Annotated in this window: 17 protein-coding genes and 3 tRNA genes; 10 read left to right on the forward strand and 10 right to left on the reverse strand. The window is 68.9% G+C overall.

Annotated features, from left to right (window positions below):
- Window positions 1-65: 65 nt before the first annotated feature.
- From QE397_RS19865 to QE397_RS19875, 3 genes are all read right to left on the reverse strand, one after another.
- A complete protein-coding gene (locus QE397_RS19865; protein WP_027505921.1) occupies window positions 66-1532 on the reverse strand; it encodes a glutamate synthase subunit beta in 1467 nt (488 codons plus the stop codon).
- The gene (gltB, locus tag QE397_RS19870) at window positions 1525-6126 is read right to left on the reverse strand and encodes a glutamate synthase large subunit (protein WP_222632497.1); all 4602 of its coding nucleotides are present in this window, start codon (window positions 6124-6126) and stop codon (window positions 1525-1527) included. Before gltB ends, QE397_RS19865 begins: the two co-directional genes overlap by 8 nt.
- A gap of 444 nt (window positions 6127-6570) precedes the next feature.
- Window positions 6571-6656: transfer RNA gene (locus QE397_RS19875), tRNA-Leu, on the reverse strand.
- Window positions 6657-6931: 275 nt separating this feature from the next.
- Between QE397_RS19875 and QE397_RS19880 the strand changes: the two genes are divergently transcribed.
- From QE397_RS19880 to pknB, 7 genes are all read left to right on the forward strand, one after another.
- Window positions 6932-8581 carry a DUF3662 and FHA domain-containing protein gene (locus QE397_RS19880; protein ID WP_307096887.1) on the forward strand — a complete coding sequence of 550 codons (1650 nt, stop codon included), beginning with the start codon at window positions 6932-6934 and terminating at the stop codon, window positions 8579-8581.
- A gap of 138 nt (window positions 8582-8719) precedes the next feature.
- A complete protein-coding gene (locus QE397_RS19885; RefSeq protein ID WP_027505924.1) occupies window positions 8720-9181 on the forward strand; it encodes an FHA domain-containing protein in 462 nt (153 codons plus the stop codon).
- Window positions 9178-10638 (forward strand): PP2C family serine/threonine-protein phosphatase, encoded by a 1461-nt coding sequence (locus tag QE397_RS19890; protein WP_307096889.1) that lies wholly within the window; start codon window positions 9178-9180, stop codon window positions 10636-10638. The genes QE397_RS19885 and QE397_RS19890 overlap by 4 nt, the downstream gene beginning before the upstream one ends.
- Window positions 10638-12122: an FtsW/RodA/SpoVE family cell cycle protein gene (locus QE397_RS19895; RefSeq protein ID WP_222632699.1), complete on the forward strand. Its 1485-nt coding sequence runs from the start codon at window positions 10638-10640 to the stop codon at window positions 12120-12122. The genes QE397_RS19890 and QE397_RS19895 overlap by 1 nt, the downstream gene beginning before the upstream one ends.
- Window positions 12119-13606, forward strand: a complete 1488-nt coding sequence (locus QE397_RS19900; RefSeq protein WP_222637829.1) for a penicillin-binding protein 2 — start codon at window positions 12119-12121, stop codon at window positions 13604-13606. The genes QE397_RS19895 and QE397_RS19900 overlap by 4 nt, the downstream gene beginning before the upstream one ends.
- Window positions 13607-13613: 7 nt before the next feature.
- The gene (locus QE397_RS19905; RefSeq protein WP_307096892.1) at window positions 13614-15026 is read left to right on the forward strand and encodes a serine/threonine-protein kinase; all 1413 of its coding nucleotides are present in this window, start codon (window positions 13614-13616) and stop codon (window positions 15024-15026) included.
- Window positions 15023-16957 (forward strand): Stk1 family PASTA domain-containing Ser/Thr kinase, encoded by a 1935-nt coding sequence (gene pknB, locus QE397_RS19910; RefSeq protein ID WP_307096895.1) that lies wholly within the window; start codon window positions 15023-15025, stop codon window positions 16955-16957. Before QE397_RS19905 ends, pknB begins: the two co-directional genes overlap by 4 nt.
- An 18-nt stretch (window positions 16958-16975) precedes the next feature.
- Here pknB and QE397_RS19915 read toward each other — a convergent pair whose 3' ends face one another.
- A complete protein-coding gene (locus QE397_RS19915) occupies window positions 16976-17608 on the reverse strand; it encodes an aminodeoxychorismate/anthranilate synthase component II (RefSeq protein ID WP_222632479.1) in 633 nt (210 codons plus the stop codon).
- A 126-nt stretch (window positions 17609-17734) separates the two neighbouring features.
- On the opposite strand from QE397_RS19915, the gene crgA reads away from it, so the two are divergent.
- Both crgA and QE397_RS19925 read left to right on the forward strand, forming a co-directional pair.
- Window positions 17735-17998: a cell division protein CrgA gene (crgA, locus tag QE397_RS19920; protein WP_027505930.1), complete on the forward strand. Its 264-nt coding sequence runs from the start codon at window positions 17735-17737 to the stop codon at window positions 17996-17998.
- A 78-nt stretch (window positions 17999-18076) separates the two neighbouring features.
- Entirely contained in the window at window positions 18077-18538 is a 462-nt protein-coding gene (locus QE397_RS19925; protein WP_027505931.1) for a PH domain-containing protein, read from the forward strand.
- Here QE397_RS19925 and QE397_RS19930 read toward each other — a convergent pair.
- Together QE397_RS19930 and QE397_RS19935 are read right to left on the reverse strand one after the other, a co-directional pair.
- Window positions 18535-19428 carry a rhomboid family intramembrane serine protease gene (locus tag QE397_RS19930; protein WP_307096897.1) on the reverse strand — a complete coding sequence of 298 codons (894 nt, stop codon included), beginning with the start codon at window positions 19426-19428 and terminating at the stop codon, window positions 18535-18537. The genes QE397_RS19925 and QE397_RS19930 overlap by 4 nt on opposite strands.
- A 39-nt stretch (window positions 19429-19467) precedes the next feature.
- The gene (locus tag QE397_RS19935) at window positions 19468-19995 is read right to left on the reverse strand and encodes a peptidylprolyl isomerase (protein WP_027505933.1); all 528 of its coding nucleotides are present in this window, start codon (window positions 19993-19995) and stop codon (window positions 19468-19470) included.
- A 41-nt stretch (window positions 19996-20036) separates the two neighbouring features.
- Here QE397_RS19935 and QE397_RS19940 point away from each other — a divergent pair, with 41 nt between their 5' ends.
- Window positions 20037-20399, forward strand: a complete 363-nt coding sequence (locus tag QE397_RS19940) for a hypothetical protein (protein ID WP_056695686.1) — start codon at window positions 20037-20039, stop codon at window positions 20397-20399.
- Window positions 20400-20413: 14 nt separating this feature from the next.
- On the opposite strand, the gene QE397_RS19945 is transcribed toward QE397_RS19940, so the two are convergent.
- The 4 genes from QE397_RS19945 to QE397_RS19960 all read right to left on the reverse strand — a co-directional run bounded on the left by QE397_RS19945 (window position 20414) and on the right by QE397_RS19960 (window position 23236).
- Window positions 20414-21730, reverse strand: coding sequence for an alpha/beta hydrolase (locus QE397_RS19945; protein ID WP_307096901.1), 1317 nt, complete (start codon window positions 21728-21730; stop codon window positions 20414-20416).
- A 110-nt stretch (window positions 21731-21840) separates the two neighbouring features.
- Window positions 21841-22836 (reverse strand): GGDEF domain-containing protein, encoded by a 996-nt coding sequence (locus QE397_RS19950; protein WP_231476347.1) that lies wholly within the window; start codon window positions 22834-22836, stop codon window positions 21841-21843.
- Window positions 22837-22957: 121 nt separating this feature from the next.
- Window positions 22958-23030 (reverse strand) — tRNA-Ala (locus QE397_RS19955).
- 132 nt (window positions 23031-23162) lie between these two features.
- Window positions 23163-23236 (reverse strand) — tRNA-Ile (locus QE397_RS19960).
- Between the last annotated feature and the right edge of the window lie 12 nt (window positions 23237-23248).

The following is a 23248-nucleotide window of genomic DNA, read 5'->3' on the forward strand; positions in this document are numbered from 1 at the left end:
GACACAGAACACCCCCTGCAGCAGGCTGCAGGGGGTGTTCTGTTCGTACCGGGGGTGTGGGCTCGCTACCGCTGGGGTGCCTGGGTGGGCACGATCGGCGCGGGCAGCGCCGTCTTTCCCATGAGGAACGAATCGACCGCGGACGCGCAGGAGCGGCCCTCGGCGATGGCCCACACGATGAGCGACTGACCGCGGCCCATGTCGCCGGCCACGAAGACACCGTCGACGTTGGTGTTCCACTTGTCGGTCCGCGACACGTTGCCGCGCTCGTTGAGATTCACTCCGAGATCGGTGAGCAGGCCCGGCTTCTCGGGCCCGGTGAAGCCCATCGCGAGGAACACGATGTCGGCCTCGAGGTGGAAGTCCGACCCCTCGACCTTGGCGAAGCGACCGTCCTTGAACTCGACCTCGTGCGCGTCGAGTCCGGTGACCATGCCGTTCTCGCCCGTGAAGCGCTCCGTGTTGACGGAGAAGACGCGCTCGCCGCCCTCCTCGTGAGCCGAGGACACGCGGTAGACCAGCGGGTACGTCGGCCACGGGGTGGATCCGGCGCGCTCCTCCGGCGGGCGGGGCATGATCTCGAACTGGTGGACGCTGGCCGCGCCCTGACGGTGCGACGTGCCGAGGCAGTCCGCGCCGGTGTCGCCGCCGCCGATGATGACGACCTTCTTGCCCTTCGCCGTGATGGGCGGCTGGCCGTACTGGTCGACGACGTCGTCGCCGAGCTGAACACGGTTGGCCCAGGGCAGGAACTCCATCGCCTGATGGATGCCGCCGTACTCGCGGCCGGGGACCTCGAGGTCGCGGGCCTTGGTGGCACCGCCCGACAGGACGACCGAGTCGAACTCCTCTCGGAGCTCGTCCGCGGTGATGTCGACACCGACGTTGACACCGGTTCGGAAGATGGTGCCCTCGGCCTCCATCTGCGCCAACCGGCGATCGATGTGGCGCTTCTCCATCTTGAACTCGGGGATGCCGTAGCGCAGGAGTCCGCCGATGCGATCCGCTCGCTCGAACACGGTGACGGTGTGGCCGGCACGCGTGAGCTGCTGCGCTGCAGCGAGACCCGCGGGACCGGAACCGACGACGGCCACCTTCTTGCCGGTGAGGTACGTCGGGTAGACGGGCTGGACCCATCCCTCGTCGAAGGCGCGATCGATGATCTCGACCTCGACCTGCTTGATGGTCACCGGGTCCTGGTTGATGCCCAGGACGCACGACGCCTCACACGGGGCCGGGCACAGCCGGCCCGTGAACTCCGGGAAGTTGTTGGTGGCGTGCAACCGGTCGATGCTCTCGCGCCACCGGTCCTTGTACACCAGGTCGTTCCACTCGGGAATCAGATTCCCGAGCGGGCACCCGTTGTGGCAGAACGGAATGCCACAGTCCATGCACCGGCTGGCCTGGGTGCGGAGGGTGTCCGTGGAGAAGTCCTCGTACACCTCCTTCCAGTCCATCAGGCGCAGGTCGACGGGGCGCCGCGACGGGAGCTCCCGCGACGTGTTCTTCAGAAATCCTTGTGGATCACCCACGAGCTGCCTCCATGATCGCCTCGTCCACGTCCGCGCCGTTCTTCTCGGCCTCGGAGATCGCGAGCAGTACCTTCTTGTAGTCGCGGGGCATCACCTTCACGAAGTGATTGACCTGCTGAGACCAGTCCGCGAGGATGCGCTCGGCGACCTCGGACCCGGTCTCGTCACGATGCCGCGTGATCGCATCCTTGAGCCACGCGAACTCGTCACCCTGGAGCTCCTCGATGTCGACGAGCTCGGTGTTGAGGTTGTCCTCGAACGTCGAGTTCGGGTCGAAGACGAACGCCACACCGCCGGACATGCCGGCACCGAAGTTGCGGCCGGTCTCGCCGAGAATGACGACCTTGCCACCGGTCATGTACTCGCACCCGTGGTCACCGACACCCTCGACCACCGCGACGGCGCCCGAGTTACGGACGGCGAACCGCTCACCGACGACACCGCGGATGAGCGCCTCACCCTCGGTGGCACCGAAGAGGATCACGTTGCCGGCGATGATGTTGTTCTCGGCGACGAAGCTCGAGTTGGCCTGGAGCGACGGGCGTACGACGATCCGCCCACCGGACAGACCCTTGCCGACGAAGTCGTTGGCGTCGCCCTGCAGTCGCAGCGTCATGCCCTTGGGCACGAACGCTCCGAAGCTGTTACCGGCCGATCCGGTGAAGGTGATGTCGATCGTGCCTTCCGGCAGACCGTCCTCGCCGTACGCCTTGGTGACCTCGTGGCCGAGCATCGTGCCCACGGTGCGGTTCACGTTGGTGATCCGCGTCGAGAACTCGACCTTCTCGCCCTTGTCCAGTGCCTCGCGGCTCTGCGCGATGAGTTGCTGGTCGAGAGCCTTGTCCAGTGCGTGGTCCTGCGTGCCGGTGCAGTAGAGATCCTGGTTCATGAACGCCGACTCCGCGACGTCCAGGATCGGCGACAGATCGAGCTTCGACGCCTTCCAGTGATCCTTCGCCGCGGTGGTGTCCAGCAGCGCGACCTGGCCGATGGCCTCGTCGAGCGTGCGGAAACCGAACTCCGCGAGGTACTCGCGGACCTCCTCGGCGATGTACAGGAAGAAGTTCTCGACGAACTCCGGCTGACCGGCGAACCGCTTGCGCAGCAGTGGGTTCTGCGTCGCCACGCCCACCGGGCAGGTGTCGAGGTGGCAGACGCGCATCATGATGCAGCCCGAGACCACCAGCGGCGCGGTGGCGAAGCCGAACTCCTCACCACCGAGCAGCGCGGCGACCATGACGTCGCGACCGGTCTTGAGCTGACCGTCGACCTGCACGACGATGCGATCGCGAAGACCGTTGAGCAGCAACGTCTGCTGGGTCTCGGCCAGGCCGAGCTCCCACGGTGCGCCGGCGTGCTTGACCGACGTCAACGGGGTGGCGCCCGTGCCGCCGTCGTGGCCCGAGATGAGCACCACGTCCGCATGCGCCTTGGAGACACCGGCGGCGACCGTACCGACACCGACCTCGGAGACGAGCTTCACGTGGATGCGCGCCGACGGGTTGGCGTTCTTCAGGTCGTGGATCAGCTGAGCCAGATCCTCGATCGAATAGATGTCGTGGTGCGGGGGCGGCGAGATGAGGCCGACACCCGGCGTCGAGTGACGCACCTCGGCCACCCACGGGTACACCTTGTGCGCCGGAAGCTGGCCACCCTCACCGGGCTTGGCGCCCTGCGCCATCTTGATCTGGATGTCGGTGCAGTTGGTCAGGTAGTTCGACGTGACACCGAAACGACCCGACGCGACCTGCTTGATGGCCGACCGACGCCAGTCACCGTTCTCGTCGGGGAGGAAGCGTGCGGTGTCCTCGCCGCCCTCACCCGAGTTCGAGCGACCACCGAGGCGGTTCATCGCGATGGCCAGCGTCTCGTGCGCCTCGGCCGAGATGGAGCCGTAGCTCATCGCACCCGTGGAGAAACGCTTGACGATGTCGCGTGCCGACTCGACCTCGTCGATCGGGATCGGGGTGCGACCCTCGGTCTTGAAGCGGAACAGTCCGCGCAGCGACGCGAGCCGCTCGGACTGGTCGTCCACCATGCGGGTGTACTCCTTGAACACGGAGTACTGACCGGTACGGGTCGCGTGCTGGAGCTTGAACACCGTGTCCGGGTTGAACAGGTGGTACTCGCCCTCTCGCCGCCACTGGTACTCGCCGCCCGTCTCGAGCTCGCGGTGCGCGCGCTCGAACTTGTTGTCCAGGTACGCGACTCCGTGACGCACCGCGACGTCGGCCGCGATCTGGTCGAGGTCGATGCCGCCGAGCGGCGACTGCACGCCGTAGAAGTACTCGTCGACCAGTGCCTGCGACAGGCCGATCACCTGGAACAGCTGGGCGCCGGTGTACGAGGCGAGCGTCGAGATGCCCATCTTCGACATCACCTTCAGCACACCCTTGCCGGCGGCCTTGATGTAGTTCTTGACGGCACTGTCGTAGTCGATGCCCTGCAGGGTGTCGCGATCGATCATGTCCTCGATCGACTCGAACGCCATGTAGGGGTTGACCGCTGCGGCACCGAAGCCGACGAGGGTGGCCATGTGGTGGACCTCGCGGGCGTCACCGGCCTCGACGATCAGCCCCACCTTGGTGCGGGTCTTCTCTCGGACGAGGTGGTGATGCACGGCCGAGGTCAGCAGCAGCGACGGAATCGGTGCCAGCCGCTCGCTCGACTCGCGGTCGGACAGGATGACGATGCGCGCGCCGCCGTCGATCGCCGCGGAGACCTGCGAACGAATGATCTCGAGCGAACGACGTAGTCCCTCACCGCCTTCGGCGACCGGGTAGAGGCCGCGGACCACCACGGAGCGCAGTCCGTCCTGGGTGCCGTCGTCGTTGATGTGGACCAGCTTGGCCAGCTCGTCGTTGTGCAGGATCGGCGACTTCAGCACGATCTGCCGGCATGCTTCGGCACTGGGCTGCAGGAGATCCCGCTCGGGACCGATGGTGCCGCCGAGGCTGGTGACCACCTCTTCCCGGATGGCGTCCAGGGGCGGGTTGGTCACCTGTGCGAAGAGCTGCGAGAAGTAGTCGAACAGCATCCGAGGGCGGTTCGAGAGCACGGCGACGGGCGTGTCGGTGCCCATGGACCCGATGGCCTCGGCGCCCGCCTTGGCCATGGGAGCGACCAGCATGGTCAGTTCCTCGGTGGTGTACCCGAAGATCTGCTGACGGATCAGCACGCGGTCGTGCGTCATGTGGACGTGCGGGCGCTCGGGCAGGTCGTCGATCTCGACGAGACCCTCGTCGAGCCACTCCTGGTAGGGGTGCTCGGCGGCGAGCTCGTCCTTGATCTCGTCGTCGCTGACGATGCGGCCCTGCGCGGTGTCCACCAGGAACATGCGACCGGGCTGCAGGCGGACCTTGCGCACGATCTTCGACGGCTCGATGTCGAGGACGCCGACCTCGGACGCCATGATGACCAGGCCGTCCTCCGTGACCCAGAGACGGCTCGGACGCAGGCCGTTGCGGTCGAGGACCGCGCCGATGACGGTGCCGTCGGTGAAGCACACCGACGCCGGTCCGTCCCACGGCTCCATCAGAGTCGAGTGGTACTGGTAGAACGCCCGGCGAGCCGGATCCATCTTGTCGTGGTGCTCCCACGCCTCGGGGATCATCATCAGCACGGCGTGCGGCAGGCTGCGACCGCCGAGGTGCAGGAACTCCAGCACCTCGTCGAAGCGCGCGGTGTCCGACGCTCCGTGCGTGTTCACCGGGAAGATCTTCTCGAGCTTCTCCGGGCCACCGAAGACGTCCGACTCGATGAGGGCCTCGCGGGCACGCATCCAGTTCTCGTTGCCGGTGACGGTGTTGATCTCACCGTTGTGCGCGACACGGCGGAACGGGTGTGCCAGCGGCCAGGAGGGGAACGTGTTGGTGGAGAAGCGCGAGTGCACCAGACCGAGGGCACTGACGACGCGCTCGTCCTGCAGATCGAGGTAGAAGCCTCGCAGCTGCGGCGTCGTGAGCATGCCCTTGTAGACGATGGTCGACGGCGACAGCGACGGGAAGTACACGGACTCGCGTCCGGGACCGTCCTTGCCGGGGCCTTCGAGGCCGAGTTCGTGCTCGACGCGCTTGCGCACGACGAACGCGCGGCGCTCGAGATCGATGCCGGACAGTGCACGGTCGGGAGCGGCGACGAACAGCTGGCGGAACGTCGGCATGGCGTCGCGCGCCAGCGCGCCCAGGGAGGCGTCGTCCGTCTCGATGTCGCGCCAGCCGAGAACCTCGAGGCCCTCCTCGGTCACGACACGCTCGACACCGGCGACAGCCTCGGCGGACGCGGCGCGCGCCTGCGGGAGGAACGCGATACCGGTGGCATAGGAACCCTCGGGCGGCAGATCGAAGTCGACCACGGCGCGGTAGAACGCGTCGGGGACCTGGATCAGGATGCCGGCACCGTCACCCGTGTTGGGCTCGGCACCCGCAGCGCCGCGGTGTTCGAGATTGATCAGCGCCGTGATCGCCTTGTCGACGATGTCGCGGCTCCGTCGGCCGTGCATGTCGACCACGAACGCGACACCGCAGGAGTCGTGTTCGTTGGCGGGATCGTAGAGGCCGCGCGCTGATGGGTACCGGTGTCCGGGAAGCTGCATGTGTCTTGCCTAACTGACGAGTCGAGCCAAGATCCGCGAGAGCGCGGCCACGTCCGAGATTCGACGCGAGCCACCGCGGGGCGATGCGAGAGCGGGTTCGCCGTTGAACACGCACTCCGATGGGGCTCCGGCCACTCTCGGACAACGATCCGTTCCGAGGTGGTGACCGAGTGTTTTCGGGCAGGGGCGATCCTTGTGGGTCGACCCCGCAGCTGAACGATAAGTCAGGAACCGGTCGAATTCACAAATCAGGGCATCCTCATTCAGGCCTGACCTGGTCGTTCCCCCGGCGGTATGGGTGTGTGCGCGACGTTGCGCGGTACCTCGGCGTTCGCTCACGAGAATACTCCGGGAGCGCACGAGCTCGACGTCGGAGATCTCACACCGAGACGTACGTCCGATGAAAGACTACTGGCCGTAGCGATTTCTCGGCTACGGCCAGTGTGGTGGGCGAAGGGGGACTTGAACCCCCACGTCCCGAAGGACACTGGCACCTGAAGCCAGCGCGTCTGCCATTCCGCCACTCGCCCGAGCGACGGGACGAGATTAACACGACCCGTCACTCGGGCAGAAATCCATACCGTCGGTCCGGGTTTCCGGTCCCGAGGCGGGGCCGGGAACCGGTTCCGGGCGTATAGCATGGATCGGTAGTCGCACGACGGAAGGACACGCGAGGCCGCACGGCCTGCGCGGACGTCGGCGGCGTGGACGCCTCGGGGACGGTTCCAGCATCATGAGTCTCCGACGCACGGACGCAGTACCGATGTGAGACGCAGTACCGACGAAGACGGAGAAGGAGGGTGTCGTGGGAGTGGTTCAGCGATTCGAGAGAAAGCTGCAGAGTGCTGTCGGTGACGCCTTCGCTCGCGTCTTCGGTGGCGGTGTGGTGCCGCAGGAGGTCGAGGCGGCCCTCCAGCAGGAGGCCACCATGTCGGTCCGCACGCTGGACGGCGGACATCTGCTGGCACCCAACGCCTACGTCATCACCATCAGCCCGTCGGATCACGACAGGCTCGCGTCCGACCACGACCTCACCACTCGCGCCTTCTCACGCCATCTCCAGGACTTCATCACCGACCAGGGATGGCAGACGTACGGGCGCGTGGTGGTCCGCTTCGAACCGTCCACCACACTGCACACGGGACAGTTCCGCACGTCGGGAACAGTCGATCCCGACGCGTCACCCCAGCAGAGCGCTCCACCTCACCAGTCCACTGCACAAGACCGACCGTCGTCGACATCAGGAGCCGGCCCCATGACCCAGAACTCAGGGACTCAGAACCAGGGCGACGAGCCCGACCGCGACAACGATCGGCCCGCATCGGGCGTCGCCGCCCGTGCCCCTCGCAACGGCAGCGCGTACCCGTCCGAGGCGTACGACCCCGAGGCGTCGGGCCGCGTCGACCCGGCGGCGGAGAATCGGGTGCGCCCGCCCCGCGCGTACGGCGACTCCGAGCAGGACGCCCGCGGCTACGGCCGCCCGCCCGCCGGTCAGGAGCAGGGCGGATACGGACGCGCACCGTACGGACAGGGTCACGATCAGCAGGGCTACGGCCAGGCCGGGTACGACCAGCAGGGCTACGGCCAGGCCGGGTACGACCAGCAGGGTCACGAGCAGGGCGGCTACGACCAGGGTTACGGACGCCAGCCGCAGAACCGAGCCCCCTACGACTCGCGTGCCTACGGCCAGCAGCCTCCCGCTCAGCAGCCGTACGACCGCCAGGCCTACGGACAGCCGGCGGCGGATCCGCGCGGCCACGGCCGTCCTCAGTACGACCAGGGTGGACCCGATCCCCGCGCCTACGGCCAGCAGGGCTACGACCAGGGCGGCTATGACCAGCGCGGGTACGACCAGGGCGGCTATGACCAGCGCGGCTACGACCAGGGCGGTTACGACCAGCGCGGGTACGACCAGGGTGGGTACGACCAGCGCGGCTACGACCAGGGCGGCTACGACCGATCGGGCTACGACCAGCACGGTCAGGACCAGCACGGTCAGGACCGTCAGCAGGCGTACGGCGACTACGACCAGCGCGGCTACGACCAGGGCGGCCAGGCCGCACAGCCGCGGGCGTACGGCGCCGCGGCGGCGTACGACCAGCCGGCCACACAGGGCTACCAGCAGGTCGCGGACGGGGACGACTACGACCGCCCGGCCGCGTCTCGCGGGCTCGCCGCCACCCTGCAGCTCGAGGACGGCAGCGGCCGTCACTACCAGCTGCGCGAGGGCGGCAACGTCGTCGGTCGCGGCCAGGAGGCCCAGTTCCGGCTCCCCGACACCGGCGTCTCGCGTCGGCACTTCGAGATCCGCTGGGACGGCCGGGTGGCCATGCTGTCCGACCTGGGTTCCACCAACGGCACGACCGTGAACGGTGCACCGGTCCAGGACTGGCAGCTGGCCGACGGCGACATCGTCCGCGCCGGACATTCGGAGATCCTCGTCCGCATCGTCTGACACGACCGGACCGGCGACGGGTGCGGCGGCCGACACCGGCCGTCGGCGCCTGCCCTTATGATGCTCCGAGACGGGACGTCCCCGGGCGACCGAGAAAGCCGTGACCCGGCTTCTGGTGACACGAGGAGGTGACACGCTGTGCAGGGATTGATTCTGCAGCTCACTCGAGCTGGCTTCCTCCTGATCCTGTGGTTGTTCGTCTGGGCAGTGCTGCGCACCCTGCGGTCGGACATCTATGCGGCCTCCGGGCTGCGCGTGGCACCGCGCTCCCGCACGTCACCGGTGTCGCTGCAGGGCCGCAAGGCGAAGGTGGCCAAGCAGCTGGTGGTCACGCAGGGTTCGCTGGCCGGTACCCGCATCACGCTCGGGTCGCAGCCGGTCCTCATGGGTCGGGCGGACGACTCGACGTTGGTCCTCACCGACGACTACGCGTCCACGCGCCACGCACGGCTGTCTCCTCGCGGGGGTGACTGGTACGTCGAGGATCTCGGTTCGACCAACGGCACCTACCTCGACCGGGCCAAGGTCACGACGGCGGTGCGCGTCCCGCTGGGCACGCCCGTCCGCGTCGGCAAGACCGTGATCGAGCTGCGCCCGTGACACTGGTTCTCCGCTACGCCGCGCGCAGCGATCGCGGTCTCGTGCGATCCAACAACGAGGACTCGGTCTACGCCGGTGCGCGCCTGCTCGCTCTCGCCGACGGCATGGGAGGGCACGCCGCCGGTGAGGTCGCGTCCCAGCTCATGATCGCGGCGCTCGCCCACCTCGACGACGACGAGCCGGGAGACGATCTCCTGGGCAAGCTCGAACGGGCGACGCGCGAGGGCAACTCCACCATCGCCGAGCAGGTCGAGGAGGATCCCGAGCTCGACGGCATGGGCACGACCCTGACGGCGATCCTGTTCGGCGGCAGAAAGATCGGGCTCGTCCACATCGGCGACTCGCGTGCCTACCTGCTGCGCGACGACGAGCTGACGCAGATCACGCGAGACGACACGTTCGTCCAGTCCCTGGTCGACGAGGGCCGGATCACGGCCGAGCAGGCGCACTCGCACCCGCAGCGGTCGCTCATCATGCGCGCGCTCACCGGTAACGAGATCGAGCCGACGCTCACGGTGCGTGAGGCCCGCGCCGGGGATCGGTATCTCCTGTGCTCGGACGGCCTGTCCGACGTCGTCAGCAGCGAGACCATCGCCGACACGCTCCGCGAGGGCGAGAACGACGAGTGCGCCGATCGGCTCATCGAGCTGGCGCTGCGCAGCGGTGGCCCCGACAACGTCACCGTCGTCGTCGCCGACGTCATCGATCTGGACTACGGCCAGTCGCACCCCATTCTCGCCGGAGCCGCGTCGATGTCCGACGAGGAGGACGCGCCGCCGCCGAACACGGCAGCCGGCCGCGCCGCCGCCATGCGGCCGCCCCGCACCACCCCGAAACGTGTCGTGACACCACCGCCCGTGCCGGAGAAGAAGTCGCACAAGCTCCGGTGGTCACTCGCCGGCCTCGGCGTGGTCGCCCTTCTCGTCGTCGGCCTCGTCGTGGGATGGCAACTGCTGCAACGTAACTACTACGTCGGAACCGACGACGGTCGCGTGGTGGTGATGCGCGGAGTCTCCGGTTCGGTGCTCGGCTTCTCGCTGCAGGAGGTCGATCTGGTCGGCTGCGTCCGCGACGGGGCCACGGCCACCGAGGACGCGACGGTCGAGCTGCGCGCTCCCGGCGACGCCGACTGCACGATCCTGGGTGTCGACGATCTCCAGCCCTCGGCACGCGAACAGGTGCGCTCGGGTCTGCCGTCGGGCACCCTCGACGACGCGCGCACCCAGGTGGCGCGACTCGCGTCCGGTGACCTGCTGCCCCCGTGCACGCCGCCGGCGAGCACCACCACCACGCCGAGCGCCACTCCCGAGGCCACGCCTGCTCCCACGGCCGCACCGCCCGCTCCGGACCCGGCGGCGCCCGTCGATCCGGCGGCTCCCGTGACCACCACGATCGAGCCCACCCCGGCACCGACGCCGACGCTGGTGGCGGGCCAGACCTGCAGGACGGGTTCGTGATGTCCGCTCCGAACCTGCCGACCCCGAACCGGCCCACCCCCAGCCAGTCGTCCGCCTCGTTCCCCAGCCCGCCCGGTGGGTTCGCCCCCGCCCCGCCGCAGTCGACGAGACGCGGTGTCGAGGCGGCACTGCTCGGCGCGGCCGCGGTCATCACCACGGTGTCGCTGGTGCTCGTCGAGGCGAGCCAGGAGCAGGCCATCACCTGGGACCTGGCGAAGTACGGCCTCGCCTACCTCGCGATGTTCGCGGTCGCCCACGCCGCGGTCCGTCGATTCGCCACCCACGCGGATCCGCTGCTGCTCCCGGTCGTCGCCATGCTGAACGGGCTCGGACTGGTGCTCATCCACCGGCTCGACCTCGCGGCGCAGCAGTCGGCGGTGTACCTCGGCATCGAGGAGCCGTCGGCCGACGCCACGCAGCAGGTGCTGTGGACGGCCCTGGGCATCGCCGGGTTCATCGCTGTCCTCGTGCTGATCCGCGACTACCGCACCCTCGCGCGGTACGGCTACACCCTGGGCCTCGGCGGTCTGGTGTTCCTGGCCCTGCCGGCCGTCCTGCCCTCGTCGTTGTCCGAGGTCAACGGCTCGAAGATCTGGATCCGGTTGCCCGGCTTCAGCATCCAACCCGGTGAGTTCTCGAAGATCCTGCTGCTCATCTTCTTCGCCTCGGTGCTCGTGGCGAAGCGCGAGCTCTTCACCACCGCGGGCAAGCACGTGCTCGGCATGGACTTCCCGCGCGCCCGCGATCTCGGCCCCATCGTCGTCGCGTGGATCGTGTCCATCGGCGTCCTGGTGTTCGAGAAGGATCTCGGCACGTCGCTGCTGATCTACTGCACGGTCCTGGTGATGATCTACGTCGCCACCGAGCGCGTCGGCTGGATCGTCGTGGGTGTGGCGCTGCTCCTGCTCGGCTTCCTGCTCGCGTACCAGTTCTTCGGGCACGTGAAGATCCGCACCGACACGTGGCTGGATCCGTTCGCGGACTACAACGACACCGGCTATCAGATCTCGCAGTCGCTCTTCGGTCTGGCGACCGGCGGCATGGGCGGTACCGGGCTCGGCAGTGGCCGGCCGTCGCAGGTGCCGTTCGCGAGCACCGACTTCATCATCGCGACCATCGGCGAGGAGCTCGGCCTCATCGGCCTGGCAGCCGTGTTGATGCTCTATCTGGTCTTCGTGTTGCGTGGGCTGCGCACCGCCCTCGCGGTGCGCGACAGCTTCGGCAAGCTGCTCGCCGCCGGACTGTCCGTCACCATCGCGGTGCAGCTGTTCGTCGTCGTCGGCGGCGTCACCAAGCTCATCCCGCTCACCGGTCTCACCACACCGTTCATGTCCTACGGAGGATCCTCGCTGCTCGCGAACTACGCTCTGGTCGCCCTGCTCATCAAGATCTCGGACGCCGCACGGGCGCCCGTCGTGCCGCAGAAACGCGGACCGGCGGCTCCGATCGGTGACGCTCCCACCGAGGTGGTGAAGCGACCGTGAACACACCTCTGCGCAGAGTCGCCATCGGCGTCATGGCGATGATCGTCGTCCTGCTCGCGAACGCGACGTACGTCCAGGTCATCAAGGCGGACGACCTCCGAACGGATCCGCGGAACTCGCGGGTGCTGCTCGACGAGTACGCACGCCAGCGTGGGCAGATCTCGAGCGGCGGCCAGGTGCTCGCGGCCTCCGTCGCGACCGACGATCGCTACAAGTACCTGCGGACGTACCCCGCCAACCCCGCGGCACCGTCCAGCCCGGCCGCCAACGCACCGGTCACCGGCTTCTACTCGATGCTGTACTCGAGCACCGCTCTCGAACGGTCCGAGGACGCAGTGTTGAACGGCTCGGACAACCGACTGTTCGGCAAGCGGTTCTTCGACCTGCTCTCCGGTCGCGACCCCCGCGGCGGCAACGTCGTCACCACGATCGATCCGGTGATGCAGCAGGTCGCCTACGACCAGTTGACGTCGAAGGGCTACACCGGCTCCGTCGTGGCCATCGAGCCGTCCACCGGCAAGATCCTGACGATGGTGAGCACGCCGAGCTACGACCCCAACGAGCTCGCGACGCACGACGGCGAGACGTCGACGCAGGCGTGGGAGCGACTGAGCAGCGATCCGGGCGAGCCCCTGGTCAACCGCGCGGTCTCCCAGACCTACCCGCCCGGTTCGACGTTCAAGGTGGTCGTCACCGCGGCGGCGCTGGCGGCCGGCTCCACCCCGGACACCCAGCTCACGGCGGCGCCGACCATCACGCTGCCCGACACGTCGACGACGCTCGAGAACTACAACGGCTCCACGTGCGGCGGCGGCGCCACCGCGTCGTTGCGCGAGGCGTTCGCGCGCTCGTGCAACACCGCCTTCGTGGAACTCGGTATCGACGCCGGCACCCAGAACGTCAAGGACACCGCGTCCGCGTTCGGCATCGGCGAGGCGAACCAGGCCGTGCCGATCCCGGTCGCCGACAGCACCGTCGGGGAGATCCCCGACGACGCCGCCCTCGGTCAGAGCAGCATCGGCCAACGCGACGTCGCACTGACACCGCTGCAGAACGCCGAGATCGCCGCCACCATCGCGAACGGTGGCGTGCGCATGGCGCCGCACATGGTGGCCCAGCTGCAGGGTCCGGATCTGTCGACCCTCGACACCACCGAGCCCACGTCACTGGGCCAGTCGATCTCTCCCGAGGTCGCGTCCACGCTCACCGATCTGATGGTCGGCTCGGAGAACAACTCCGGCGGCGAGGGCAAGATCGCGGGGGTGCAGATCGCATCCAAGACCGGCACCGCCGAGCACGGCAGCGATCCGCGCAACACCCCTCCGCACGCCTGGTACATCGCGTTCGCGCCGGCACAGGACCCGAAGATCGCCATCGCGGTCATCGTCGAGAACGGTGGTGACCGCGCACTCGCCGCCACCGGTGGGTCCGTCGCGGCACCAGTGGCGAGAGCAGTGCTCGGCGCCGGATTGCAGGGGAGGTGAGCCCCGCATGAGTGGAGGCCTGGGTAACGGAGCAGTGGTCGCCGACCGCTATCGACTGCTCCGACTGATCGCGACCGGTGGAATGGGACAGGTCTGGGAAGCGACGGACAACCGGCTCGATCGCCGCGTCGCCGTCAAGATCCTCAAGCCGGAGTTCTCGGACGACCCCGAGTTCGTCGAACGGTTCCGTGTCGAGGCGCGCACGACCGCGCTGTTGAACCATCCCGGCATCGCCAACATCTACGACTACGGCGAGGTGCGGGACGCCAACGGGCAGTCGCTCGCGTATCTCGTCATGGAGCTCGTCATCGGCGAGCCCCTCAACACGGTGCTCACGCGCATGGGTCGGCTTCCGCTGGTCCACGCACTGGACATGCTCGAGCAGACCGGCCGCGCCCTGCAGGCCGCGCACCGCGCAGGCATCGTCCACCGTGACGTGAAGCCGGGCAACATCATGATCACGCCCGACGGGACGGTGAAGATCACCGACTTCGGCATCGCGAAGGCCGTGGACGCCTCGCCCGTCACGCGGACCGGCATGGTCATGGGCACCGCGCAGTACATCGCTCCCGAACAGGCGCTGGGTCAGGACGCGACGTCCGCGTCCGACGTGTACTCGCTCGGCGTCGTGGGCTACGAGGCCATCAGCGGGACCCGTCCGTTCGTCGGCGACGGCGCGCTGACGGTCGCGATGAAGCACGTGCGGGACGCCGCGCCGCCGCTTCCCGGCGATCTGCCGCAGCCGGTGCGGGAGCTCATCGAGATCACCATGACCAAGGACCCGGCCGCACGGTACGAGAACGGCGGGGAGTTCGCCGACGCGGTCGCTGCCGTGCGCGCCGGCCGGCGCCCGCCCGCCCCGGGCACGGCGTCCGGTACCGGTCGGGTCGCCCCGCCCGTCGGCGCCGTCGGTGGGCCGTCCAGCACCCGCATGATGACCACGTCCGCCACCGGCTACGCCGCCGCGGCAGCGGCCACACCACGATCACCGGAACCTGATCGTGACCGCGAATCGGGCATGACCCCCGGGCAGAAGGCCCTGGCCTGGGCTGCCGGTGGACTGCTCCTGCTCGCCGCCGTCGTCGCGTTCGGGCTGTTCGTCTTCACCGAGAGCAACGGTTCGACGCCCGTCGTCACCTCGACCACCACGGCGGCGCCCACCACGGAGCCGACCACCACCACGACGCGGCCGACGACCACCACCACCGAGCCCACGACGACGACCACCACCACCACCACGACCACCACGACGACGGAACCGACGACGACCACCACCGAGCCCACGACCACCGAGCCGACGACCACCACCACGACCACGACCGACGGGGGACTGTTCACCATCCCCGGTCTCGGCGGCGGGAACGGCAACGGCAACGGGGACGGCAACCCCTTCAACTACGCACCGGGAGGAGCGCGATGACCACACCGCGCAAGCTCTCGTCCCGGTACGACCTCGGGGAGATCCTCGGTTTCGGTGGCATGTCGGAGGTCCACCTCGCGAAGGACGGCCGTCTCGATCGCGACGTGGCCATCAAGGTGCTGCGTCAGGATCTGGCACGCGATCCCACGTTCTACCTGCGGTTCCGCCGCGAGGCGCAGAACGCTGCGGCACTGAACCATCCGGCGATCGTAGCGGTGTACGACACGGGTGAGGCGGAGACCGAGACGGGTCCGCTGCCCTACATCGTCATGGAGTACGTCGACGGCGACACGCTGCGCGACATCGTCCGCGCCGAGGGGCCGATGGCTCCCAAGCGTGCGATGGAGGTCATCGCCGACGTCTGCGCCGCCCTCGACTTCAGCCACCGCAACGGCATCGTGCACCGCGACGTCAAACCGGCCAACGTGATGATCAACCGCGCCGGTGCGGTCAAGGTCATGGACTTCGGCATCGCGCGGGCCATCGCCGACAGTTCGTCTCCGATGACGCAGACCGCTGCCGTCATCGGTACCGCCCAGTACCTGTCGCCAGAGCAGGCTCGCGGCGAACAGGTCGATGCGCGATCCGACGTCTACTCGCTGGGCTGCGTGCTGTTCGAGATCCTGACGGGCGAGCCGCCGTTCACGGGTGACTCCCCGGTCGCGGTCGCGTACCAGCACGTCCGGGAGGATCCGCGACTGCCGTCGTCGGTGAATCCGGACATCCCGCGGGAGCTGGACTCGATCATTCTCAAGGCGATGAGCAAGAACCCGGCCAATCGGTACCAGAGCGCCGCGGACATGCGCACCGATCTCATCCGCGTCCTCGGTGGCCAGCGGCCCAGTGCGCCGATGGTGATGAACGACGAGGATCGCACCACCATCCTCGGCTCGATGGATGCGCCGCGGTCCGGCGCTCGGCCGGCGTCCGACAACTCCGGCGAGCCTCGCCGGATCGCCCGCCACGCGCATCCCGACGCGGACGACGACGGAGACCGACCGCGCCGCAAGGGCGTGCGCGTCGCCGTCATGGCGCTCGCCGCCCTCGTGGTCGTCGGCATCGTCGGCGTCTTCCTGTGGAATCTCGGCCCCGGTGCGGAGGCCCGTTCGGTGACCGTCCCGGACGTGTCCGAGCAGACCGCCGACGCCGCCCGCACCACCCTCGAGAACGCGGGCTTCCGCGTCGACGTCCAGCAACGCTCCGACGCGACGGTGCCCGAGGGGTCCGTCATCGGCACGCGACCCGTGTCCGGCACGACGGTCGACGAGAACAGCACCCTCGTTCTCGAGGTGTCCACCGGTCCGGAGCAGATCCAGGTCCCCCAGCTTGCAGGACTGACGCAGAGCGCTGCGGAACAGGCACTGGTGCAGGCCGGTCTCGCTCTCGACCCGTCGATCGGCCGGGCCGCGTCGTCTCGCGCGGACGTCGACAAGGTCATCGGTCAGGAGCCGGCTCGCGGATCGTCGATGGCTCAGGGCTCGTCGGTACGCATCACGCTCGGATCGGGACCGCGTCAGGTGCGGGTCCCCGACGTGGTCGGTCAGAGCATCGAGGTCGCTCAGCCCAACATCGCGGGTGCCGGTTTCCTCGTCGACCGCCAGAACGTCGACTCGACGCTCCCGGCCGGTCAGGTGGTCGCCACGACGCCCGCGGGCGGCAGCAACGCCACCGACGGCGACACCGTGGTGGTGCGGGTGTCCAACGGATCGCAGTTCGAGATCCCGGACCTGGCAGGCCAGACCCCGGTCCAGGCCGTCGACCTCCTCCGCGCCGCCGGCTGGGAGGGCACCATCGCCGAGATCGACCAGGTCGACGTCCAGACGTCGGACCTCACGCAGGTCAACCGCGTTCAGCAGCAGGCGGTCGCGCCGGGGACGGCCATCGCCAAGACGGCGCGCGTCAACGTCACCGTCGGCAAGTTCGGGCTCTGACCCGACGCGGCGCCGTGCTCAGACGCGGGCGGCGCTCTCGAGCTCGGCCACCAGGCCCGGTTCGGGAGCCTCGCCGCACACGGCGAGCCAGTTCGCCAGCATGCGGTGACCACCCTGCGTCATGACCGACTCGGGGTGGAACTGCACGCCGTGGATCGGCAGCTCCCGGTGGCGCATCGCCATGACGATGCCGCTCTCGGTGCGCGCGGTCACCTCGAGGTCGTCCGGGATCGTGTCCTCCCGCACCGTCAACGAGTGGTAGCGCGTCGCGGTGAACGGATCCGGCAACCCTGCCAGCACGCCGTCTCCGGAGTGGTGGACGACGCTGGTCTTACCGTGCAGAAGTTCCGGCGCGCGTTCGACCACGCCGCCGAAGGAGGCACCGATGGCCTGGTGTCCGAGGCACACGCCCAGCAGGGGCGTTCCCGACGAGGCGCAGGCCTGCACCATGTCCATGGTGACGCCGGCGCGCTGCGGCGTGCCGGGTCCGGGACTGAGCAGCACTCCGTCCACCTCCGCCACGGCGGCCTCGACATCGAGCACCCCGGGGTCGTCGTTCCGCAGCACTCGGGCCCGTGTCCCCAGCTGGCCGAGGTACTGGACCAGGTTGAACACGAAGCTGTCGTAGTTGTCGACGACGAGGATGCGCATGTCACAAGACTAATGCCGCACGGGTGGGAGCTCGGCTGCAGGTTATCGTGGACGTGAGCAGTGAGCGTCCCCACCGTGGCTCACACCCGCCCGCCTGCAGTCCGGTACGAGAGTTCGAGGTCATCCATGCCCAAGTCGAAGGTCCGCAAGAAGCCCGACTACACGATCGATCCGGCGTCGCGGACGCCCGTCAAGGTCAAGGCCGCGCCGTCGAGCACGCTGTATCTGTCGGTCATGTTCGGTTTCATGGTGCTCGGTCTGGTGTATCTCATCGTGTACTACCTCGCCCAGGACAGCATCGGCTGGATGTCGGATCTGGGTGCCTACAACCTGCTGATCGGTTTCGGTTTCTGGATCGTCGGTCTCGTCATGACGATGAAATGGCGCTGACCGGGGCTTCCTCCGCCATGCGCGCCGAAATTACACGGGTGTTGTTCATCCACACTGTGGATAACTTCTGTGGATAACTTGTCCACAGGTGGTCGCGAGGCACCGCAGTCCTGGTCCACACCCCTCGCCGCCGTGGCCGCGCTGGGGGTGGGAGCCGCTGCACTCGCCGCCGCTGCCGTCGCCACGACGGGTGATCCGGCCGGCCGCGCGCTCATCGGACTCGCCGCACTGGCAGCCCTGGCGCTGGCTGTGCTGGCCGCGGTCCAACGTCCGAAGTTGAGTGTCGACGGCGACGTCCTGCGCATCAGAACTCTGCGCGGAACCCGCGACTACGGGCGCGACGACGTGCTCTCACTGCGTCTGGTCCCGTACCCGCGGCTCGGTCGACGGGTTCCGATGCTGGAGATGGACGTGACCGACGGCGACGACGAGCGACTCGTCATCTTCGGTCGCTGGGACCTCGGGGCCGATCCGCGCGCCGTGTTCGACACCCTCGAGCTGCACGGGTGGGTCGACGCGGGCTGGTCGCAGCGGGACTAGCCCACCACGAGAGTCGGAGCGAGCGTCGCGGCACGCAGACCGATCAGCGCCAGTGCGAGCAGCCCGACGCCGGCGATGCCGAACCATCCCAGTCGGCGTGACCGACGAGCGTCCGAACCGGTGACGAACAGCACCGCGGCCGTGGCGGCGGCACCGGCGGCGAGCCCGCCGAGGTGTCCCCACAGGGAGATACCGGGGATCGCGATGCTCAGCACCACGTTGAGCCCGATCACGACGAGCACCGGGGTGGGGCTGCGGCGCAGCCGGACGAGGATCACGGCCTGTGCACCGAGGAGGCCGAACACGGCGCCGGATGCTCCGACCGTCGCCACCAGGGGGCTGGACAGCCACATCACCGCCGCGGCGCCGCCCAGCAGCGCGACGACGTACACGGCGAGGTATCGCGAGCGTCCGAGCACCAGTTCGCAATCGCGCCCGATGACGTACAGGGCGAACATGTTCACGGCGAGGTGCACGATGCCGGAGTGCAGGAAACCACTGCCCAGGATGCGGACGACATCGCCGTCGGCCACCAGGAGCGGGACGAGCTGCCAGCTGCGGAACAGCGAGCTCGACTGGTTCGCCAGGCCGCCGGACTGAGCGGCCGTGAGGGCGAATACGAGGATGTTCAGTGCCATCAGCGCGTAGGTGACGACGGGGGTGGTGACGGTCCTGCTGACACCGCCGGCCATCGTGCGGGCACGCGGGATCGACCCCGCAGCCTGTGCCACGCACTCGACACAGTGCTGACCCACCGCGGCCGGCCGCAGGCATTCCGGGCAGGCCGGTCGGTCGCACCGGGTGCAGGACAGGCCGGTGGGCCGATCGGGGTGGCGCACGCAGGTAGGGAGGGGCGGCACCGGAGCGCCGCCCCATCCTGGTCCTGTCATGTCACACCGATCTCGCGACGGGGGACCGTGTCGGTCGAATCAGGCAATGGTGACGGATTCGATGACGACGTCGTTCACGGGGCGATCGCCGCGGCCGGTCGCGGTCGAGCCGATCTCGTCGACGACCTTCTGCGACGCGGGATCGATGACCTCGCCGAAGATGGTGTGACGACGGTTGAGATGCGGCGTCGGGCCGACGGTGATGAAGAACTGCGAACCGTTGGTGCCGGGGCCCGCGTTCGCCATGGCGAGCAGGTACGGACGGTCGAACGACAGCTCGGGGTGGAACTCGTCACCGAACTTGTATCCGGGACCACCCGTGCCGGTGCCGGTGGGGTCACCACCCTGGAGCATGAAGCCCGCGATGACGCGGTGGAAGATCGCGCCGTCGTAGAAAGGTCCCTCGGAGGAGCCCGACGCGTTCTTCGTGCTGTAGTCCTTGGTGCCCTGCGCGAGACCGACGAAGTTCTCGACCGTCTTCGGCGCGTGGTTGCCGAAGAGGGCGATCACGATGTCGCCGTGATTCGTGTGCAGGGTCGCGGTCTGAGTCTGTAGAGGTGAGGTCACAACACCATCGTGCCACCCGGGGAATGTGCAAGGGTGAACGGATGACGTCAACACCCGACAGTGCCACCGCCAAGAAGGCGCTCGGCATCGCCCGTGACACCGCCCTCACGCTCGCGAAGGGCCCCGCAGCAACAGGTTTCGTCGTCACTCGCAAGGGGGTGTCGGTCCTCCGGTCACGACGCGCCCAGCAGCGTGCCGCTCGTCCCGCACCCGTGCGTGCGGCGGCGCCCGTTCGACGCGGTCGGTTCGTGCCCGGCCGCCGCGCCGGCGTGATCGGACTGCTCGTCCTCCTCGGCGCCGGCGCTGTCGCGTTCTCCCGCTCGCGCCGCACCGAGCTGCCCCCTCCCGCCGCCGAGCCGCCGAGCCTGGGCACGCCGACGACCAACGGTCACCAGGCGCCCTGACACTGCTCCGCCGGTCAGAGCATCCCGAGCACGAACCGCGCCACGTCGGCCAGGTCCATGGTTCGTGGGGCGGGTGGGCTCGGCACTCCGGCCACCACCTCGGCCACGGCCCGTGCCGACACGCTGCCCGGTTCCAGGTAGTCGGCATGGCCCACGGTGCCCGCCGTGTCCAGCGCCTCGGTCTCGGGTCGCTCGCTGGGATCGGGCCCGAACCGTCCCAGGTCGGCGACGGGGTCCCACGCCGCCTCGGCGACGTGCACCGGGCCCGGCGCGGCTGCGGCGGCGCGGTCGCTCCATCCGGGCGAGCCCATCACCACCACGGCGTCGACGGGGGCACCGGCCTCGATGGCCTGCGCCGCGACGACGGTGCCGTAGGAGTGCGCCACCAGCGTCACCTCCGGAGCGTCACCACCGTGTCGACGATCGCCGAGCGCCTCGAGAACGCCGACGAGTGCCGGCGCGCCGGCCGCGGCCGGTGCGGTCGAGGCCACGCTGCGCCCGGGCTCGAAGAGCTCCGTGTTCCATTGCGGCGCTTCGTATCCGAGCCACGACACACCTGCGGTGACGGAGCCGGGTGACAGCGCACCCGCCTCGGTGACGAGTGCCGCCGTCTCGCCGTCGTGTCGCGCGATCGACCCCGCCACCGTGGTCCCGGCGCCCGGAACCACCACCGCCACCCGATCCGCACCGTCGAGGTCGCCGACGGACACCGCCGCCAGGGTGCGGCGCGCACCCGCCTCGTAGTGCACGAGACGGCGCTCGGGTCGCGCGAGCACCTCGATCAGCGCGTCGATGGCCGCCAGGCGCTGCCGCGTCTCGGCGAGTCCCGCGTCCACGTTCGAGAACGCGCCCCCGAACGCGGCGTCGTCGAGTCGCGCGGACAGATCCCGTTCGGCGACGACGAGGCGCTCACGGTCCTCAACCATCCGCGCCCGGTTGGCGGTGTCGAGCACCGCCGCGGCCCTCGTGGGCGCCGAGTCCGGCGGCGCGTCTCCGCCTGCCCTGGTCAGGTCCTCGGCGACCGTGCGATCCAGTTCGGCGAGGGCGCCCGTCCGATCCGCGGGATCCCATCGCGACAGGGCTGCACGGTCGTCACCCGCGCGGGCGAGGACGTCCGCGATCCGACCCAACACGTCCGCTCGCGTCGACAGCTCCGCCGCCGTACCCACGACGCCCGACCGAGCGGCGTCGGCCGCCGCTCCCTCCCACCCGGGCAGCCGCCCGATCGCGGTCGTGCGATCGACCAGCACGCGCACGCGAGTCCCCGCGGACACCACCCTCGTGTGCATGCTCCACATGTCCGGTGCTGTCCAGACCACCGACTCGCTCACGCCGACCCCCGTCGTTCCCGGACGGCACGTGACGGCCGCCTCGAGCGGACAGTGGACCAGATGGAGACGGCGGGCCTCGCTGCGTCGTCCACAGCCCGGGGAACGAGCCGTCAGCGCCGCTCGGCAGGCACTCCGGTGTCCTCGATGACGGCCCTGGGCACCGGCGTGGACATCTGTTGGGCACCTCGGCTGCGCTTGGCCTTGTAGAGCTCGGCGTCGGCGGCCCGGTAGATCTCCGACCACTTGCGCACGGTGGGCATGCAGACCAGTCCGACGCTCCACTCGGCCGAGTGCGCTGCCCGCAGCCGCTCCAGAAGGGTCGCCGCCTCGCCCTCACCGGTTCCCGGCATGAACAGCACGAACTCGTCGCCGCCGAGACGGCCCAGGACGTCGCCCTTGCGCAGCTGACCGCGCCACGCTGCCGAGACCCGCTCGAGCAGTACGTCGCCGGCGATGTGCCCGTAGATGTCGTTCACCGTCTTGAAGTTGTCGAGATCGAGAACCGCCATGCTCACCGGCAGACCACGAGAGGCGAAGACCGGGAGCAGTTTCTCGACGCGGTCCTCGAGGCCCTGACGGTTGAGGAGTCCGGTCAGGGCGTCCCGCGACGCCGAGTGCCGCATGCGCCGCGAGTGGGAGCCGAAGAACTCGGCGGCGGCCACGATGCCCAGCGCGGTGAGGACGTAACCCACCATCGGCATGGTCGACGGCGACAGCGCGGCCGCCACGACCGATCCCACCGTCAGCACGCTCACCCACACCCAGCCGCCGCGCTCACTCCAGTACCCCGCGAGCTGCATGCCCAGGAACATCGCCGCCTGACTCAGCAGCAGGTACGCCACCGGTCCGTCCGACGTGAGGAACATCGCGCACAGCGACGCGACGGCGCCGCCCGTCACGATGCCCAGCGTGCGAGGCGAGGTCGGACGCGGGCCGAAGTGCAGGACGGCCGCACCGAGGAGTTGGAGACCTGCCGCGAGGACCATGACCACGGTTCCGGTGGTCGTGCCCGAGAACGCGACGGCACCGGCGATGAAGAGAACGGCGGTGGGACAGAGATAGACCACCATCGCGGTGCTCGCTTCTGTTCCTCGTCCGGGGTTCACGCGTCAAGTATCGACGATGAGGCGCGCAGTGGTGGACGAAGCATCGCCGGTGGGCATGGTGACATGTCCAGAGACGAGAACACCCTGCTCCGGCATGCGGAACAGGGTGTGGTCGTGACTGTGGAGCCTAGGAGATTCGAACTCCTGACATCTGCCTTGCAAAGGCAGCGCTCTACCAACTGAGCTAAGGCCCCGGATCGACATCCGGCAGACGATGCCACCGCGTACTCTCCACGCGGATCGCGCGAACAGTGACGGCAACGACGACCGACGTCACGAGGGCGGGGAGAAGAATCCTCACGGACATCCTTTCTCGCTCTCGTTCGTGGGCCTAGGAGGACTTGAACCTCCGACCTCTTCCTTATCAGGGAAGCGCTCTAACCGCCTGAGCTATAGGCCCGCACTCGGCTCG

It is taken from the genome of Rhodococcus sp. SORGH_AS_0301, from assembly GCF_030818285.1.
GTDB lineage: Bacteria > Actinomycetota > Actinomycetes > Mycobacteriales > Mycobacteriaceae > Rhodococcoides.

Excerpts from the sequence above, each read along its gene's own strand:
- gltB (WP_222632497.1), bottom strand. The coding sequence starts at position 6,126 with ATGCAGCTTCCCGGACACCGGTACCCATCAGCGCGCGGCCTCTACGAT.
- QE397_RS19895 (WP_222632699.1), top strand. The coding sequence starts at position 10,638 with ATGTCCGCTCCGAACCTGCCGACCCCGAACCGGCCCACCCCCAGCCAG.
- QE397_RS19905 (WP_307096892.1), top strand. The coding sequence starts at position 13,614 with ATGAGTGGAGGCCTGGGTAACGGAGCAGTGGTCGCCGACCGCTATCGA.
- pknB (WP_307096895.1), top strand. The coding sequence starts at position 15,023 with ATGACCACACCGCGCAAGCTCTCGTCCCGGTACGACCTCGGGGAGATC.
- QE397_RS19915 (WP_222632479.1), bottom strand. The coding sequence starts at position 17,608 with ATGCGCATCCTCGTCGTCGACAACTACGACAGCTTCGTGTTCAACCTG.
- crgA (WP_027505930.1), top strand. The coding sequence starts at position 17,735 with ATGCCCAAGTCGAAGGTCCGCAAGAAGCCCGACTACACGATCGATCCG.
- QE397_RS19930 (WP_307096897.1), bottom strand. The coding sequence starts at position 19,428 with ATGACAGGACCAGGATGGGGCGGCGCTCCGGTGCCGCCCCTCCCTACC.
- QE397_RS19940 (WP_056695686.1), top strand. The coding sequence starts at position 20,037 with ATGACGTCAACACCCGACAGTGCCACCGCCAAGAAGGCGCTCGGCATC.